Here is a 17,060-nt window from a genome sequence, read left to right as displayed (position 1 = left end):
ATACGCAATGGCCTTGCGGGGAATACCCGAATCAGCTGCGGGGCCTGCGCCGGCGGGTTTGCTGGCAGGCACGGCGGTACGCCGCCAGGGTCTGCTCGGCGTGGCCGAGCACGCTGTCGGCCGGGTACGGCCCCACCGGGGCGGTCATGCCGGAGGGGTGGGCGGTGAGCAGCTCCAGCCCCTCGCGCACGTGGGTGGCGGTGTAGATGTGGAACAGCCCCTGGTCGACCGCGTCCAGCACCTGCGGTTCCAGCATCAGGTGGCGGCGGTTGCGCGCGGGAATCAGCACGCCCTGCTGGCCGTCCAGGCCGGCGGCCTCGCAGACGCGGAACCAGCCTTCGATCTTCTCGTTGATGCCACCCACCGGCAGCACTTCGCCGTGCTGGTTGACGGCACCGGTGACGGCAATGCCCTGCTTGAGGGGCAGTCCCGACAGGGACGACAGCACGGCGTACAACTCGGCGCATGAAGCCGAGTCGCCCTCCACGCCGCTGTATTCCTGCTCGAACACGATGGAGGCGTTCAGTGCCAGCGGCGCCATGTGGGAAAACAGGGCTATGAGGTAGCTGTGCAGGATCAGCACGCCCTTGTCGTGGATGGGGCCCGACATTTCGACCTCGCGCTCGATGTTCATCAGCCCTTCGTTGCCGGCATGGGTGCGCGCGGTCACGCGCACGGGCAGGCCAAAGCGCCAGTCGCCCAGATCGATCTGCGTCAGGCCGTTGAGCTGGCCTACGTGTTCACCGTTCAGGGAAATCAGGCGGTCGCCGTCGGAAATGGACTCGCGCAGGCGCTGTTCGGGGTAGTCGTGGCGCAGGCGGCGTGCGGCCAGGGCCTGCTCCACATCGGCGGCGTTGACCAGGGTGTCGCCGTTGCCGGCGCTGCCCGCGCGGGTGCGGCAGATGGCAGCACTCTCGGCCACCAGGGACTCGATGCGGGCAAAGTTGGCACTCTGGCGGGTCTGGTCGTCGGCCTCGCGGTGGGCATCTTCCAGCAGTCGTGCCACGGCGCCGGCCGAGAAGTGGGGCAGGCCCAGCTTGCGGCAGGCGTGCGCGACGAAGATGGCGGTGCCGGTGCGGGTATCGTCGCTGGCGGCAAAGCTTTCGGCAAAGTCCACCTTGACGCGAAAGCGCCGCGCAAACTCGGGGTCGCCTTCCTGCAGGGCGTAGTAGTGCTCCACGGAACCGATGAGGATGATCTTGACCTCGGCGTCCACCGCCTCGGGTTCCAGCGACACGGCGGCCATGGGCATCATGGCGGTGCCGGGCTCCTCGATCTGCACGCGCCCGCTGCGCAGGAAGCGCCGCAGTTTTTCCCAGGCCAACTCATCGGTCAGCAGGTCGCGCAGCTGCAGCAGCAAGAAGCCCCCGTGCGCCTTGAGCAGGCTGCCGGCGCGGACGCGGGAGAAGTCGGTCATCAACACGTCTTCCTCGGCCTGGTACTCGACGCTGCCAAACAGCGTGCGAAACACCGGGTTCTGCTCGATGATGACGGGCGCGCCGGTGCGCCCCTCGTTGTCCACCACCAGGTTGACGCGGTAGCGCATCAGCAGCTGCGCCAGGGCTTCGCGGCGCGCTTCCTCGTCTTCCTCTTCGTCCGACGGGCTGAAGAGTTCCAGGTGTTCCAGAACGTCGTGCAGCACCTGGTCCAGGTAGGCGCCGAGCTTGACGGAGTCCTTGATCTGCTTTTTCAGGCTGTTGCGGATGTCCTGCAGCTCATGGTCCAGCACGGGCTTGACGACCTGGCGGCGCAGGGCGGACAGCGCTTCGTTCATCACCCGCTCGATGGGGCGCATGGTTTCCATGAAGCGCGTAATCTCCCCCCGCAGTTCCTGTTCGGCCTGGTCGATCTCGGCGCGGCGTTCCTTGGGCAGGGCGTGGGCCTCTCCCTCGGTCAGGGCGCGTCCCTGGTCCCCCACCAGCGTGAACACCAGATGCCCGGATTCGCGGAACAGCGAAAAGTGGCGCGCCTCGGCAAAGGCATCGAGCTCCGCATAGGCCTTGGACTCTTCCTGCTTGTAGGCGTTCTGGATGTGCTCGCTTTCGGACTTGAAGTCTTCGCTGCCCAAGCGCAGGGGAATCTCCTTTTGCAGCGTGTGCGTGAGTTTGGCCATGAGCTGGCGCAACTGGCGCCCCTGGCCGGGCGGCATGCGCAGGGCGCGCGGGTGTTCGGGGGCGTCGAAGTTGTGCAGATAGCACAGGTCCGGCGGCACAGGTCGGCTGGCCGCTGCCTCGTGCATCACCTGGCTGAGCAGGGACGAGCGTCCGCTGCCCACTTCGCCCAGCACGAACAGGTTGTAGTCGGGCTGGTCCATGGCCAGGCCGAAACGGGCGGCCTTTTCAGCCCGTTCCTGCCCGATCCACGGCAGAGGCTGCTGCACCAGCTCGGCGGTGCTGGCAAAGCCCAGCGATTCGGGTGCAATCGTCAGGCGCAACTGGACACTGGGCAGGCTGGTGGTGTTCATGGGCGGTCGGGGTGGGGTGGAGTGGTGGAAACAGGCGGCAGGGCATGGCCGGCCTCCCAGCCGCTGCGCACCGCCCCTTCCAGGGTGGCGGGGTAGGGGCCGGCGACATAGTCCCCCGCGGCGTACAGGCCGGGCGCAATGAGCTGGGGGGGGCGTTCCAGCCTGGGGCTGCAGGCAAAGGTGGCGCGTTTTTCCACCACGGTCTGCACGGCCTGCAGGGGGGGCAGCCCCAGCGGGGCGAGCTGCTGGGCCGCCTGGGCCAGCACCGCCGCCTGCAGGGCCTCGCGCGGGCCATGGCTGGCGCTCACCACGAAGGCCAGCAAGCCTGCGGGGCCGCCGAGCTGGGCGCGGTCGAACACGAATTGGGCGGGGGCCTGTGCCGTGGTGCGCAGGGCCAGCATGGCATGCGGCAAGCGGGCGCCGTCGCCCCAGGCATAGACCGTGGCAATGGCTTCAAAGCGCAGCGCAGCGGCCGGTTCAGACCAGCCGCACAGGGGTTTTGCTATGAAATCAGGAGCTGTCTGCGCACATTCCACAAGGGCGCGGCTTGCTTCGGATGCTGAAGTGGCCCAGATCACGCGATCAAAGGCGGTGCCGTCCAGATGCCAGTGCCCCGCCTCCCAGCGCAGTTGCTCCACCCGCTGGCCGGTGTGTACCTGCCCGCCGCGCTGCGTGAGCCAGTGCGCCGCGGCGGCAGGGAACAGGGCCGTCAGGTCGGTGCGGGGCAGCAGCAGGTGGGAGCCGCCGCGCACGCCAAACAGGGCGTCTTTCAGCACCCGCAGAAAGACCTGGGCGCTGGCCTGGTCCGCCGGGGTGTTGAGGGCCGAGACACACAGGGGTTCAATCAGTTCCTGCAGCACGCGCGGCGCCAGGCCGCGGCACAGTTGCGCCACGGACAACTGCGGTGCGCAGGCGAACCGCGCGCGTTGCCAGGACAGGGAGGCCCGCAGCAGGGACAGCCGGTCACGCCAAGTCCAGCCGCGCGCCGTGGCCATGGCGGCCAGGGCGTCCAGCGGCGCCGGCCAGGCGGCGGCCCAGGCGGGCGTCTGCAGGCCGCTGCCGTCGACAAAGGGCAGGGACAGGGGGCTGCGCAGCAGGGTGGCTCCGGCGTCCACGCCCACATGGCGCATGAGGCGCAGGGTGTCGGTGTAGGCGCCGATCAGGATGTGCTGGCCATTGTCCAGCGTGGCTTCGGTGCCGTCGGGCAGGGGCACGCTCAGGGCCCGTGCCCGCCCGCCCAGGGTGCGGGCTGATTCAAGAACCGTGACCGCGTGCCCGCCTTCGCTGGCCGCTACGGCTGCCGCCATGCCCGCCCACCCGGCACCGACGACGGCGACTTTCACACGCGTCCCAGCGCCTGGACCTTCCAGGCCAACCACAGTTTGCGCACGGGCGTCAGGCTGGTGCGCTGGTTCAGCACCTGGAACTGGTCGCGTTCGATTTCGCGCAGCAGGGTGCGGTAGATGCTGGCCATCATCAGGCCGGGTTTTTGCGCGCGGCGGTCGGCGTCGGGCAGCAGGGCCAGCGCTTCGTCGTACAGGCGGTGGGCGCGTGCGGCCTGGAAGGCCATCAGGGCCTGGAAGCGGCGCTGGAAATCGGTGGCATCGCCATCGGCGCCCTGGCGTTTCAGGATTTCGTGTGCCTTGACGTCAAACTGCTGCAGCTCGTTGACGGGCAGGTAGATGCGTCCGCGCAGGGCGTCTTCGCCGACGTCACGGATGATGTTGGTGAGCTGCAGGGCCTGCCCCAGCGTGTGGGCATAGCGCGTGGTCTGCTCCTGGGTCTGGCCGAAGATCTTCGCGGCCACCTCTCCCACGACGCCGGCCACCAGGTGGCAGTAGCGTTGCAGGGCGGGGTAGTCCAGGTAGCGGGTCTGCTCCAGGTCCATCTGGCAGCCGTCGATCACGGCCTGCAGGTGGCGCTGCTCGATGCCGAATTCGGTCGTCAGCGGCATCAGGGCCTGCATCACCGGGTGGGTGGGGTGTCCGGCAAACGCCTGGGCCACTTCACCCTGCCACCAGGCGAGCTTGGTGTGGGCCACGCCCATGTCCACCATGTCGTCCACCACGTCATCGACCTCGCGGCAAAAGGCATAAAAAGCGGTGATCGCAGCCCGGCGGGAGGTCGGCAGGAACAGGAAGGCGTAGTAGAAGCTGCTGCCCGAGGCGGCGGCTTTTTGCTGGACGTATTGCGCAGGGGTCATGGCTGTATTGTTACATCCACAGCGCGCGCCAGAGCATCACCGGAAAGTCCCACGCGCGCAGGGTAGGGCGCTGGTTCAGCGTGGCAAAGTGCAGGGCCTCGATTTTGTCCAGGATGCGCAGGCCGCCTTGCACCACCAGGCGCAGTTCCCAGCCGGCGCGCCCGGGGATCTGGTGCACCAATGGGGCACCTTTGAGCATGCTGGCCCTTGCAGAATCTGCGCAGACAGCTATCAATTTGGTAGCTGATTCCGTCTGCCGGCGCTCCAGCACGTCGTGCCAGGAGGCGCCCAGCCGGGCGCAGTCGTCCTGCGGCAGGTAGTAGCGGCCGCGGGGAATGTCCACGCTCAGGTCCTGCCAGAAATTGATGAGTTGCAGGGCGGTGCAGATGGCGTCGCTGCGTTCCAGCGCCAGCGCGTCAGTCACGCCATACAGGTGCAGCAGCAGCCGCCCGACCGGGTTGGCCGAGCGGCGGCAGTAGTCCAGCAGTTCGGCTTGCGTGGCGTAGCCCGCGCCGGCGGCGGACTGCCGGGTGTCCTGCACAAAAGCGTCCAGCAGATCGTGCAGCAGCTGGGGCGGCAGCTGGTGGGTCCGGATGGCGGCGTGCAGCGGCCCAAACACCTGCGGCCAGCGCGAGCTGGGTTCGGGTGCGGCCTGGCAGGCGGCGCTCAGGTCGTGGCGGTAGGCCTGCAGTTCGTCCAGGCGCTGCGGCGCGCTGGCATCGCCCTCGTCGGCGATGTCGTCCGCCGTGCGGGCGAAGTGGTAGATGGCGGCAATGGGGCGGCGCAAGTGGGCCGGGCACAGCCACGAGGCGACGGGGAAGTTTTCGTAGTGGGTGACGGGGGGCGGGCTGGTGGCCAAAGGGGTCTGCATGGTGCCGATTTTGCCTTGTGCGGCGCCATGCCCGTGCTGGGACGCTCAGCCCAGGAGCTTGCTCCAGGTTCCGACGTTATGGACCTCCGGGTAGCCGTTCTTTCTGAGCAGCATTTTGGCCATGCCACTGCGGGTTCCGCTGGCGCAGCAGACCACAACCGGCGCGGTCTTGGGGATCTCGCCCAGCCGGCGGCCCAATTCCTGTAGGGGGATGTTGACGGTGCCGGGGGCGCTCCCGCCTGCAAACTCCGCGGCCGATCGCACGTCAACCAGGACTGCGCCCCGCTGCTTGAGCGCGGGCAGCAGGGCCACGACGCGCCGGGAATTCCACCACTTGTACGCGAACCAGAGGCCCAGCGCCAGGAATGGCCAATAGTTTTCGAGCAATGCCGGGAAATTCATACAACTCCTTGTCAGGCTGAACCGCGGATGTCGCGGTAGATGGGGCAGCCTCAGTCGTCTGAATATACCCTATGGAGTATGCATTGTCTTGGGCTTACCCCATTCCGCACGCCCCGGGCCCGCCGGGGTGCCCGCACGATCCACACCCGCCGGGCATGACCGGCGCGGCCTTGGCCGAGTCGCCCGTGGTGGCAAAAACCGACAGCAGCTTTTCCAGCTGGGTGGAATGGCAGCGGGGGCACTCGGGGGTATCGCTGGCACGTACCAGGGTCTCAAATTGGTTGCCGCAGTCGCGGCAGGCGTATTCGTAGATGGGCATGGGGCAGGTCCTTGTTCGGGCGGATTATCCGTCCTGGGATGATCCCCGGCGGCCCGGTCAGTTGACAGATATTCGCGTTTACCCTAAATTACTAACCAATTGGTCATTAAAATACACGCCACTGTTTTTCCTTCTTTTTACGGCACTTCCATGTCCACTCCATCCACACCCCTCGTCGCGACGCTCATCGCAGCCGCCTTGGCACTGAGCGCCTGTTCCAAACCCGCCCCGACGGAAGAGCCCGTCCGGGCGGTCAAGATCCTGACGGTGGGGGCGCAGGGCATGCAGTCGGGCGCCGAGTTTGCCGGCGAAGTGCGGGCGCGGGTGGAGTCCCGGCTGGGCTTTCGCGTGGGGGGCAAGATCGTGCGGCGCCAAGCCGAACTGGGGCAGCGCGTGAAGGCCGGCGAGGTGCTGGCGCAGCTGGATCCGCAGGACTACAAGCTAGCGGCGCAGGCCGCGCAGGCGCAACTGGCGGCAGCAACGACCAACCGGGATCTGGCGGCGGCCGATTTCAAGCGCTACAAGGAGTTGCGCGAGCAGAACTTCATCAGCGGTGCCGAACTGGAGCGGCGTGAGGCGGCCCTGAAGGCGGCCCAGGCCCAGGCGGACCAGGCGCAGGCGCAGTGGTCGGGCCAGGGCAACCAGGCCGCGTACACCACTCTGGTGGCGGACGTGTCGGGCGTGGTGACCGCCATTGAGGCCGAACCCGGCCAGGTGGTGGCTGCCGGAACCCCGGTGGTGCGCATTGCCCAGGACGGCCCGCGCGACGTGGTGTTTGCCGTGCCGGAGGATAAAGTGACGCACGTGAAGGTAGGCTCCGCCGTGGACGTGCGGGTGTGGGGCGCCAGCGGCGTGCTCAAGGGCAGCGTGCGCGAGGTGGCGGCCAGCGCCGACCCGGTGACGCGCACTTTCACTGTCAAGGTTTCCATGCCCGCCAGCGATGCGCTGGTGCTGGGCAGCACGGTGGCTGTGGTACCGCAGTCGCTGGACCGCAGCGGCGCCCAGGTGGTGAAGCTGCCCACCAGCGCCTTCCGCCAGGACGGCCAGTCCTCTGCTGTGTGGGTGCTGGACACGGCCAGCATGACGGTCAAGTTGCAGCCGGTGGTGATTGCCACGGCCGACGGCAACGATGTTGTGGTATCCAGCGGCCTGCAGCCCGGCATGCAGGTGGTTGTGGCGGGCGTGCACGTGCTCTCGCCCGGCCAGAAGGTCACCATTTACAAGGAAAAACAGGCTTCAGCACCCGTAAACGCTGCGCAGGCAGCTACGAATTCTGTAGCGCCATCCAGTCCAACCCCAGCCGCTCCGGCTGCTTCCGCTGCGTCGGGAAAGTGATTTGACCATGTCCGACCAGCATCTGCACCCCGAGAAGGGGTTCAACCTCTCGCGTTGGGCGGTGGACCATGTTCCGCTGACCAAGTTCCTGATGATCGTGCTCATGGTTCTGGGCACGGCGGCCTTCTTCCAGCTCGGGCAGGATGAAGACCCGCCCTTTGTCTTTCGCCTGATGGTGGTGCGCGCCTTCTGGCCCGGCGCCACCGCCCAGCAGATGGCCGAGCAGGTGACCGACAAGATCGAGCGCACCCTGCAGGAAGTGCCCAACGCCGACAAGATCCGCAGCTATTCCAAGCCCGGCGAGACCACCATCCTGTTCCAGGTGAAGGACTCCACCCGCGGCACCGACGTGGCCAACACCTGGTACACGGTGCGCAAGAAGGTGGGCGACATGCGCTACACCCTGCCCGGTGGTGTGCAGGGCCCGTTCTTCAACGACGAATTTGGTGATGTGTACGGCGTGATCTACGCCCTGCAGGCCGATGGCTTCTCCGATGCCGAGGTCAAGACCTTTGCCGACGATGTGCGCCAGAAGCTGCTCAAGGTGGCCGACGTCAACAAGGTCGAGCTCTATGGTGTGCAGGACGAAAAGCTCTACATCGAGATCTCGCAAAAGCGCCTGGCCCAGCTGGGGCTGGACATGAACCAGGTGCTGGCCCAACTCAACCAGCAGAACGCCATCGAAGGCGCCGGCACGATGCAGACGCCGGTGGATGTGCTGCAGGTGCGCGTGGGCGGCCAATTCGAGGCAGTGGAGGACCTGCGTGCCATGCCCATCCGCGGTGCCAGCGGCAACCAGCTGCGTCTGGGTGACATTGCCGAGGTCAAGCGCGGTTACGTCGACCCGGCCCAGGTCAAGGTGCGTTACCAGGGCAAGCAGATCATTGGCATGGGCGTGTCCATGAACAAAGGTGGCGACATCATCGCCATGGGCAAGGCGCTCAAGGTCGCCACCGAGAAGATCGGCGCCACCTTGCCGGCCGGCATCCGGTTGGTCGAGGTGCAGGACCAGCCCACGGCCGTGGCCAAGTCGGTCAATGAATTCATTGGCGTGCTGATCGAGGCCGTGGTGGTGGTACTGGGCGTGAGTTTCCTCAGTCTGGGGCTGCACAAGCGCGAGGGCCAGCACCCGCTGTGGCGGCGTTGGTACGTGGACTTTCGCCCCGGCCTGGTGGTGGGTATCACCATTCCGCTGGTGCTGGCGGTCACCTTCCTGGGCATGCAGTACTGGGGCATAGGCCTGCACAAGATATCGCTGGGCTCGCTGATCATCGCCCTGGGCTTGTTGGTGGACGACGCCATCATTGCCGTGGAAATGATGGTGCGCAAGATGGAGGAGGGTTACGACAAGGTGCGCGCGGCCACCTTCGCCTACGAGATCACGGCCATGCCCATGTTGACGGGCACGCTGATTACCGCCGTGGGTTTTCTGCCCATTGGTATCGCCCGCTCGTCCACGGGCGAGTACACCTTCGCCATCTTCGGCGTGACGGTGCTGGCGTTGGTTCTGAGCTGGTTCGTATCGGTGTATTTCGTGCCGTACCTGGGCACGGTGCTGCTCAAGGTGAAGCCGCATGCTACCGCGCAGCAGTCACCGGGCCAGGAGACCACGGGCGGCCAGCCGCACGAGCTGTTTGACACCCCGTTCTACAACACCTTCCGCAAGGCGGTGAACTGGTGCGTGCAGCACCGCTGGATGACCATTGGCGCCACGGTGCTGATGTTTGCGCTGGGCATTGCTGGCATGGGCAAGGTGCAGCAGCAGTTCTTCCCCGACTCTTCGCGCCCGGAAATCCTGCTGGACGTGTGGTACCCGGAAGGCACGGCCTTCGCCGCCAATGAGGAAATCACCAAGCGCATCGAGGCGCGCCTCATGCAGGAGTCCGATGTGCAGAGCGTCACCACCTGGGTGGGCTCGGGCGTGCCGCGCTTCTACCTGCCGCTGGATGCCATCTTCCAGCAGAGCAATGTGTCGCAGATCATCATCCAGCCCAAGGACCTGAAGCTGCGCGAACCCCTGCGCGTGCGCTTGCAGACGCTGGTGGCGCAGGAGTTCCCCGAGGTGCGGGCCCGTATCAAGATCCTGCCCAACGGCCCACCGGTGCCGTATCCGGTGCAGTTCCGCGTGGTCGGCGGTGAGCCGCAGGTGCTGCGCGCGCGCGCCGACGAGGTCAAGGCCATCCTGCGCGCCAGCACCAACATGCGCGGCGTGAATGACAACTGGAACGAGTCGGTCAAGGTGCTGCGCCTGGAAGTGGACCAGACCAAGGCACGCGCCCTGGGCGTGACCAGCCAGTCCATTGCCCAGGCCTCCAAGACCATCCTGTCGGGAACTACCGTGGGCCAGTACCGCGAGGGTGACAAGCTGATCGACATCGTGCTGCGCCAGCCGCTGGACGAGCGCAATGCCATCACCGACATCGGCAACGCCTACCTGCCCACGGCCAGTGGCAAGTCGATTCCGCTGACGCAGATCGCCAAGCCCACTTTTGCGTGGGAGCCGGGCGTGATGTGGCGCGACGGGCGTGATTACTCCATTACCGTCCAGGGTGACATCGTGGAAGGCCTGCAGGGCGCCACCGTCACAGCCGAACTGCTGCCCAAGCTGCGGGCGCTGGAAGCCGGCTGGAAGGCCAAGGGCCTGACGGCGTATCGCATCGAGGTGGCCGGCGCGGTGGAAGAGAGCAGCAAGGGCTCGGCGTCCATTGCAGCCGGTATTCCTGTCATGCTGTTCGTCACTTTCACGCTGCTGATGCTGCAGCTGCACAGCTTCAGCCGCGCCATGCTGGTGTTCCTGACCGGCCCGCTCGGTATTGCCGGTGTGGCTGCGGCCCTGCTGGTTTCCGGCCGACCGTTTGGCTTCGTGGCCTTGCTGGGCGTGATTGCCCTGATGGGCATGATCCAGCGCAACTCGGTGATTCTGATCGACCAGATCGAGCAGGACCGCGCGGCCGGTGTGCCGACCTGGGACGCCATTGTGGAGTCCGCCGTGCGCCGGCTGCGCCCCATCGTGCTGACGGCCGCCGCTGCCGTGCTGGCCATGATTCCGCTGTCGCGCTCGGTTTTCTGGGGCCCCATGGCGGTAGCCATCATGGGCGGGCTGGTCGTCGCCACGGTGCTGACACTGCTGGCGTTGCCGGCCATGTACGCGGCGTGGTTCAAAGTGAAGCGGGAGGCTCCCGCAGCAGGTTAAAATAGCCGGTTGACCGATTTCAAGTGGGTGGTCAAAACCATGCAGGCTGTGTCTGCACGGGTTTTTGACCCCCATTTTTGTTTTTTGCGCGGGTGGCGAAATTGGTAGACGCACCAGGTTTAGGTCCTGACGCTGGCAACAGTGTGGGGGTTCGAGTCCCCCCCCGCGCACCATCCAGGCATGGCATTTCCGCAATGTCGCAGGTGAAAGCCCTGCAAACACCAATATTTAGGAGTGAATCATGGCCGTTACTGTAGAAACTCTGGAAAAGCTGGAGCGAAAAATCACGCTGACACTGCCCGTGGGCGTGATCCAGTCGGAGGTGGAGTCCCGTTTGCGCAAGTTGGCGCGCACGGTCAAGATGGACGGTTTCCGTCCCGGCAAGGTCCCCATGAACGTGGTGGCCCAGCGCTATGGCTATTCGGTCCACTACGAAGTGATGAACGACAAGGTCGGTGAGGCTTTCTCCACCGCGGCCAACGAAGCCCAGCTGCGCGTGGCCGGTCAGCCCCGCATTACCGAGAACGAAGCGTCGCCCGAAGGCCAGATGGCTTTTGATGCGGTGTTTGAGGTGTTCCCGGAGGTCAAGATCGGCGATCTGTCCACGGCCGAAGTGGAAAAGATCAGCACCGAAGTGACGGAAGAAGCCATCGACAAGACCGTGGACATCCTGCGCAAGCAGCGCCGCAGCTTCGCCCAGCGCGCCCAGGACGCCGCAGCCCAGGACACCGACCGCGTGACGGTGGACTTCGAAGGCAAGATCGACGGTGAACCCTTTGCCGGCGGCAAGGCCGAGGCCTTCCAGTTCATCGTGGGCGATGGCCAGATGCTCAAGGAGTTTGAAAACGCCGTGCGTGGCATGAAGTCGGGCGAGAGCAAGACGTTCCCGCTGGCGTTCCCTGCGGATTACCATGGCAAGGATGTGGCCGGCAAGACCGCCGACTTCCTGGTGACCCTGAAGAAGGTGGAAGCCGCCCATCTGCCCGAAGTGGACGACGCACTGGCCAAGTCCCTGGGCATCGCCGAAGCCACCGTGGCCGGCCTGCGCGCTGATATCCGCAAGAACCTGGAGCGCGAAGTCAAATACCGCCTGCTGGCCCGCAACAAGCAAGTCGTGATGGATGCCTTGCTGTCCAAGGCCGAACTCGACCTGCCCAAATCCAGCGTGCAGGGCGAGCTTGAGCGCATGGTTGAAGGCGCGCGCGCCGACCTGAAGCAGCGCGGCATCAAGGACGCCGACAAGGCGCCCATCCCCGAAGACATGTTCCGTCCCCAGGCCGAGCGCCGCGTGCGGCTGGGTCTGGTGGTGGCCGAACTGGTGCACAGCAACGGACTGCAAGCCAAGCCCGAGCAGATCAAGGCCCACATTGACGAACTGGCCGCCAGCTACGAAAAGCCGGCTGACGTGGTGCGCTGGTACTACAGCGACAACCGCCGCATGGCCGAAGTTGAGGCGGTGGTGATTGAGAACAACGTCACCGACTTTGTGCTGTCCAAGGCCAAGGTCAGCGACAAATCCATCTCCTTCGACGAGCTGATGGGCCAAAACTGAGTGCCAGTTCGCTGAAAAGGCGAACGGCTTGGCGGCATAAGGGGCTTGGGCAGGGCTTGTAGTTCTGCAGGCAAGCCCCATTTGCTTTCAGGGATTGGTTTTTCGGTACAGTAAGTATCCTTCTTTGGAGACGCTATGAATGTGAAATACGGAGCGGCAGGCAACATGGAAACACAGGCACTGGGCATGATCCCCATGGTTATCGAGCAGTCGGGCAGGGGCGAGCGCTCCTACGACATCTACTCGCGCCTGCTCAAGGAGCGGGTGATCTTCCTGGTGGGCCCGGTCAACGACCAGACCGCCAATCTGGTGGTGGCGCAGCTCCTGTTCCTGGAAAGCGAAAACCCGGACAAGGATATTTCGTTCTATATCAACTCACCCGGTGGTTCGGTGAGTGCGGGCATGGCCATTTATGACACCATGAACTTCATCAAGCCCGACGTGTCCACACTGTGCACTGGCATGGCGGCCAGCATGGGCGCCTTTTTGCTGGCGGCCGGGGCCAAGGGCAAGCGGTTCTCGTTGCCTAACTCCAAGGTGATGATTCACCAGCCGTCCGGTGGCAGCCAGGGGCAGGCAACCGAGATCGAGATTGCGGCGCGCGAAATCCTGAAGACACGCGAGCAGCTCAACAAGATCCTGGCCGAACGCACCGGGCAGCCCCTGGAGCGCATTGCGAAGGATACGGAGCGTGACTACTACATGTCGGCCGAGGAGTCCAAGGAGTATGGCCTGATTGATCAGGTCATTTCCAAGCGCGCTTGAGATAGAAAAGACACCGTTCAAGCGGTATGTGGGGCGGCGCGGCCGCCCCTTTTGTATTTGAGTATCATTCGGACATTCACCGAAAAGGCAGTCACCCCATGGCCGAGAAAAAAGGCTCTTCCAGCGAAAAAACCCTGTACTGCTCGTTTTGTGGCAAGAGTCAGCACGAGGTCAAGAAACTGATCGCAGGACCATCGGTGTTTGTGTGCGATGAGTGCATTGACCTGTGCAACGAGATCATCCGCGACGAGTTGCCCGCCACGACCGAAGGCGCCGAGGCGCGTAGCGATTTGCCCACGCCATCGGAAATCAAGGCCAATCTCGACAACTACGTGATCGGGCAGGAGCCCGCCAAACGGACGCTGGCCGTGGCGGTGTACAACCACTACAAGCGCCTGCGCCACAAGGAAAAAGCCAAGAAAGACGATGTGGAGCTGGCCAAGAGCAACATCCTGCTCATCGGTCCCACCGGATCGGGCAAGACCCTGCTGGCGCAAACCCTGGCACGCATGCTGGATGTGCCCTTCGTCATGGCGGACGCCACCACACTGACCGAAGCCGGTTACGTGGGCGAGGACGTGGAGAACATTGTCCTCAAGCTCCTGCAGAGCTGCAATTACGACGTGGAGCGAGCCCAGCGCGGGATCGTCTACATCGACGAAATCGACAAAATTTCCCGCAAGTCCGACAACCCCTCCATCACCCGTGACGTGTCGGGCGAGGGTGTGCAACAGGCGTTGCTGAAGCTCATTGAAGGCACCATGGCCAGCGTGCCGCCCCAGGGCGGACGCAAGCACCCCAACCAGGACTTCGTGCAGATCGACACGACCAACATCCTGTTCATCTGTGGTGGCGCGTTTGCGGGGCTGGAGAAGGTCATCGAGGCCCGTACCCAGTCCTCGGGCATCGGGTTTGGTGCCACGGTCCAGAGCAAGCAGCAGCGCAGCCTGACCGATGTGTTCAAGGAAGTGGAACCCGAAGATCTGATCAAGTTCGGGCTCATTCCCGAGCTGGTGGGCCGCATGCCGGTGGTGGCTGCCCTGGCCGAGTTGACCGAAGATGCGCTGGTGCAGATCCTCACCGAACCCAAGAACGCCCTGGTCAAGCAGTACACCAAGCTGCTGGCCCTGGAAGGTGCGGAACTCGAAATCCGTCCGGCGGCACTCAAGGCGATCGCCCGCAAGGCACTGGCCCGCAAGACGGGTGCCCGCGGCCTGCGCTCGATCCTGGAGCAGTCCCTGATTGACACCATGTACGAGCTGCCCAACGCCACCAATGTGGAAAAAGTGGTGGTGGACGAGACCACCATCGACGAAAACAAGCCACCGCTGCTTGTTTACCGCGATATCGCCAAGAAGGCGTGAGGCCGGGGCGCACAAATGCCTGATATGACAGGTTTTTGCGCAGGTTTATTTGAATTTTCAAGCCACTGCTGCTTTGATAATGGCAGTGCGCTTGAAATTCAGGCTTCACGGACCATATTCAACAGGTAACTAAGAGGTTCCCCATGTCTGGCCATATTACTTTGCCTGCTCTCCCGATTGAACTGCCGCTGTTGCCTTTGCGTGACGTGGTGGTGTTCCCGCACATGGTCATTCCCCTGTTCGTGGGGCGCCCCAAGAGCATCAAGGCTCTGGAGGCTGCCATGGAAGCGGACCGGCGCATCATGCTGGTGGCCCAGAAGGCTGCCGCCAAGGACGATCCCGTGGTGTCCGACATGTTCGATGTCGGCTGCGTATCCACCATCCTGCAAATGCTCAAGCTGCCCGACGGCACCGTCAAGGTGCTGGTGGAAGGCCATCAGCGCGCATCGGTCAACCAGATCGAGGAGGGCGAGTCCCATTTCACGGCCAATGTGACCCCCATCGAGGCCGTGGCCGACGGTACGGGAAAAGGCCACGGCAAGGCCAGCGAGGTGGAAGCCCTGCGCCGTGCCGTCATGCAGCAGTTTGACCAGTACGTCAAACTCAACAAGAAGATTCCGCCCGAGATCCTGACCTCCATTTCCAGCATTGACGATGCTGGGCGCCTGGCCGACACCATTGCGGCCCATCTGCCCTTGAAGCTTGACAGCAAACAGGCCGTGCTGGGTCTTTCCAGCGTGAAAGACCGACTGGAGAACCTGTTCGAGCAAATCGAACGCGAAGTTGACATCCTGAATGTGGACAAGAAGATCCGCGGACGCGTCAAGCGCCAGATGGAGAAGAACCAGCGCGACTTCTACCTGAACGAACAGGTCAAGGCCATCCAGAAGGAGCTTGGCGAGGGCGAAGAGGGCGCGGACATCGAGGAGATCGAGAAAAAGATCAAGGCCGCCAAGATGCCAAAGGAGGCGCTCAAGAAGGCGGAAGCCGAGCTGAAGAAGCTCAAGCTCATGTCGCCCATGTCGGCCGAGGCCACCGTGGTGCGCAATTACATTGATGTGCTGGTAGCCCTGCCCTGGACGGCCAAGACCAAGATCAAGCACAACCTGGCGAACGCCGAGGCAGTGCTCAACGAAGACCACTACGGGCTGGACAAGGTCAAGGACCGTATTCTGGAATACCTCGCGGTGCAACAGCGCGTGGACAAGGTCAAGGCCCCCATTTTGTGCCTGGTGGGCCCTCCGGGTGTGGGCAAGACGTCGCTGGGCCAGTCCATTGCCAAGGCCACCGGGCGCAAGTACGTGCGCATGGCCCTGGGCGGCATGCGCGACGAAGCCGAAATCCGCGGCCACCGCCGGACCTACATTGGCGCCATGCCAGGCAAGGTGCTCCAGAGCCTGACCAAGGTGGGTACGCGTAACCCCCTGTTCCTGCTCGACGAAATCGACAAGCTGGGAACCGACTTCCGTGGCGACCCCAGCAGCGCGCTGCTGGAGGTGCTGGATCCGGAACAGAACCACAAGTTCGGTGACCACTATGTCGAGGTCGACTACGACTTGAGTGATGTGATGTTTGTGGCCACCTCCAACTCCATGAACATCCCATCGGCCCTGCTGGACCGTATGGAAGTGATTCGTCTCTCGGGCTACACCGAAGACGAAAAGACCAATATCGCCATCACCTACCTGCTGCCCAAGCAGATGAAGAACAACGGCGTCAAGGACTCCGAACTGGCGATTGCCGAAGACGCCGTGCGCGACATCGTGCGGTACTACACCCGCGAAGCGGGTGTGCGCTCCCTGGAGCGGGAACTGTCCAAGATCTGCCGCAAGGTGGTGAAGGGCCTGCTGCTGAAGAAGCTGGAGCCGCAGGTCAAGGTGACCGCGGACAACCTGAACGACTATCTGGGCGTGCGCAAGTACACCTACGGGCGCGCAGAGCAGCAAAACCAGGTGGGGCAGGTGGTCGGGCTGGCGTGGACCGAAGTGGGCGGCGATTTGCTGACCATCGAGGCTGCGCTGACACCGGGCAAGGGCGTCATCACCCGCACCGGTTCCCTGGGTGACGTGATGAAAGAGTCCGTCGAAGCCGCACGCACCGTGGTGCGCAGCCGGGCGCGCCGTTTGGGCATCAAGGATGAAGTGTTCGAGAAGAAGGACATTCACATCCACGTGCCGGACGGTGCAACCCCCAAGGATGGCCCCAGTGCCGGCGCTGCCATGACCACGGCGTTTGTGTCGGCCCTGACAGGCATTCCGGTGCGTGGCGATGTGGCCATGACAGGTGAGATTACCTTGCGTGGCGAGGTAACCGAGATCGGTGGCCTGAAGGAAAAATTGCTGGCGGCATTGCGCGGTGGCATCAAGATGGTGCTGATTCCCGAAGCCAACGCAAAGGACTTGCAGGACATTCCCGAGAACGTGAAGAATGGTCTGGAGATTGTCCCGGTTCGCTGGATCGACAAAGTCCTGGAACTGGCGCTGGAAACCCTGCCCGTGCCCTTGCCGGAAGAAGAGGTTGTGGCTGTAGCGGCGACGCCGGCGGCAGTTCCTGCGGTACAATCGCAGGATTCGATCAAGCATTGAACGGATA

The 17,060-nt window shown here is 64.2% G+C and carries 12 protein-coding genes and 1 tRNA gene; 7 read left to right on the top strand and 6 right to left on the bottom strand.

Annotation, left to right across the window (positions count from 1 at the left end):
• Nucleotides 1–31: 31 nt before the first annotated feature.
• The 6 genes from AC1Q5W_RS06585 to AC1Q5W_RS06560 all read right to left on the bottom strand — a co-directional run bounded on the left by AC1Q5W_RS06585 (nt 32) and on the right by AC1Q5W_RS06560 (nt 6,259).
• Nucleotides 32–2,464 carry a Lon protease family protein gene (locus AC1Q5W_RS06585; protein ID WP_492643336.1) on the bottom strand — a complete coding sequence of 811 codons (2,433 nt, stop codon included), beginning with the start codon at nt 2,462–2,464 and terminating at the stop codon, nt 32–34.
• Entirely contained in the window at nt 2,461–3,807 is a 1,347-nt protein-coding gene (hpnE, locus tag AC1Q5W_RS06580) for a hydroxysqualene dehydroxylase HpnE (protein ID WP_492643335.1), read from the bottom strand. Before hpnE ends, AC1Q5W_RS06585 begins: the two co-directional genes overlap by 4 nt.
• Nucleotides 3,804–4,667 (bottom strand): presqualene diphosphate synthase HpnD, encoded by an 864-nt coding sequence (gene hpnD / locus AC1Q5W_RS06575; RefSeq protein WP_492643334.1) that lies wholly within the window; start codon nt 4,665–4,667, stop codon nt 3,804–3,806. The genes hpnE and hpnD overlap by 4 nt, the downstream gene beginning before the upstream one ends.
• 10 nt (nt 4,668–4,677) lie before the next feature.
• Entirely contained in the window at nt 4,678–5,538 is an 861-nt protein-coding gene (gene hpnC, locus AC1Q5W_RS06570; protein ID WP_492643333.1) for a squalene synthase HpnC, read from the bottom strand.
• A gap of 45 nt (nt 5,539–5,583) precedes the next feature.
• A complete protein-coding gene (locus tag AC1Q5W_RS06565) occupies nt 5,584–5,940 on the bottom strand; it encodes a rhodanese-like domain-containing protein (RefSeq protein WP_492643332.1) in 357 nt (118 codons plus the stop codon).
• Between the two features lie 94 nt (nt 5,941–6,034).
• Nucleotides 6,035–6,259, bottom strand: a complete 225-nt coding sequence (locus AC1Q5W_RS06560; protein WP_492643331.1) for an FmdB family zinc ribbon protein — start codon at nt 6,257–6,259, stop codon at nt 6,035–6,037.
• Between the two features lie 150 nt (nt 6,260–6,409).
• Here AC1Q5W_RS06560 and AC1Q5W_RS06555 point away from each other — a divergent pair, with 150 nt between their 5' ends.
• The 7 genes from AC1Q5W_RS06555 (at nt 6,410) to lon (ending at nt 17,053) form a co-directional block, all read left to right on the top strand.
• On the top strand, nt 6,410–7,594 hold the full coding sequence (locus AC1Q5W_RS06555; RefSeq protein ID WP_492643330.1) for an efflux RND transporter periplasmic adaptor subunit: 1,185 nt from the start codon (nt 6,410–6,412) through the stop codon (nt 7,592–7,594).
• A 7-nt stretch (nt 7,595–7,601) separates the two neighbouring features.
• Nucleotides 7,602–10,787, top strand: coding sequence for an efflux RND transporter permease subunit (locus AC1Q5W_RS06550; protein ID WP_492643329.1), 3,186 nt, complete (start codon nt 7,602–7,604; stop codon nt 10,785–10,787).
• Nucleotides 10,788–10,873: 86 nt separating this feature from the next.
• A tRNA-Leu gene (locus AC1Q5W_RS06545) sits at nt 10,874–10,960 on the top strand.
• A gap of 68 nt (nt 10,961–11,028) precedes the next feature.
• Nucleotides 11,029–12,339 (top strand): trigger factor, encoded by a 1,311-nt coding sequence (gene tig / locus AC1Q5W_RS06540; RefSeq protein WP_492643328.1) that lies wholly within the window; start codon nt 11,029–11,031, stop codon nt 12,337–12,339.
• Between the two features lie 135 nt (nt 12,340–12,474).
• Nucleotides 12,475–13,104, top strand: a complete 630-nt coding sequence (gene clpP / locus AC1Q5W_RS06535; RefSeq protein ID WP_492643327.1) for an ATP-dependent Clp endopeptidase proteolytic subunit ClpP — start codon at nt 12,475–12,477, stop codon at nt 13,102–13,104.
• Nucleotides 13,105–13,202: 98 nt separating this feature from the next.
• Complete coding sequence (gene clpX / locus AC1Q5W_RS06530; RefSeq protein WP_492643326.1) at nt 13,203–14,468, top strand: ATP-dependent Clp protease ATP-binding subunit ClpX; 1,266 nt, start codon at nt 13,203–13,205, stop codon at nt 14,466–14,468.
• Nucleotides 14,469–14,611: 143 nt separating this feature from the next.
• Nucleotides 14,612–17,053 carry an endopeptidase La gene (gene lon / locus AC1Q5W_RS06525; RefSeq protein WP_492643325.1) on the top strand — a complete coding sequence of 814 codons (2,442 nt, stop codon included), beginning with the start codon at nt 14,612–14,614 and terminating at the stop codon, nt 17,051–17,053.
• Nucleotides 17,054–17,060: the final 7 nt, after the last annotated feature.

The sequence above is a fragment of the Rhodoferax sp. MLSD5-FHT05B10 genome (assembly GCF_058793415.1).
Note: the sequence above shows the minus strand (reverse complement) of the source record. Positions and strands in the feature narration are given on the sequence as shown.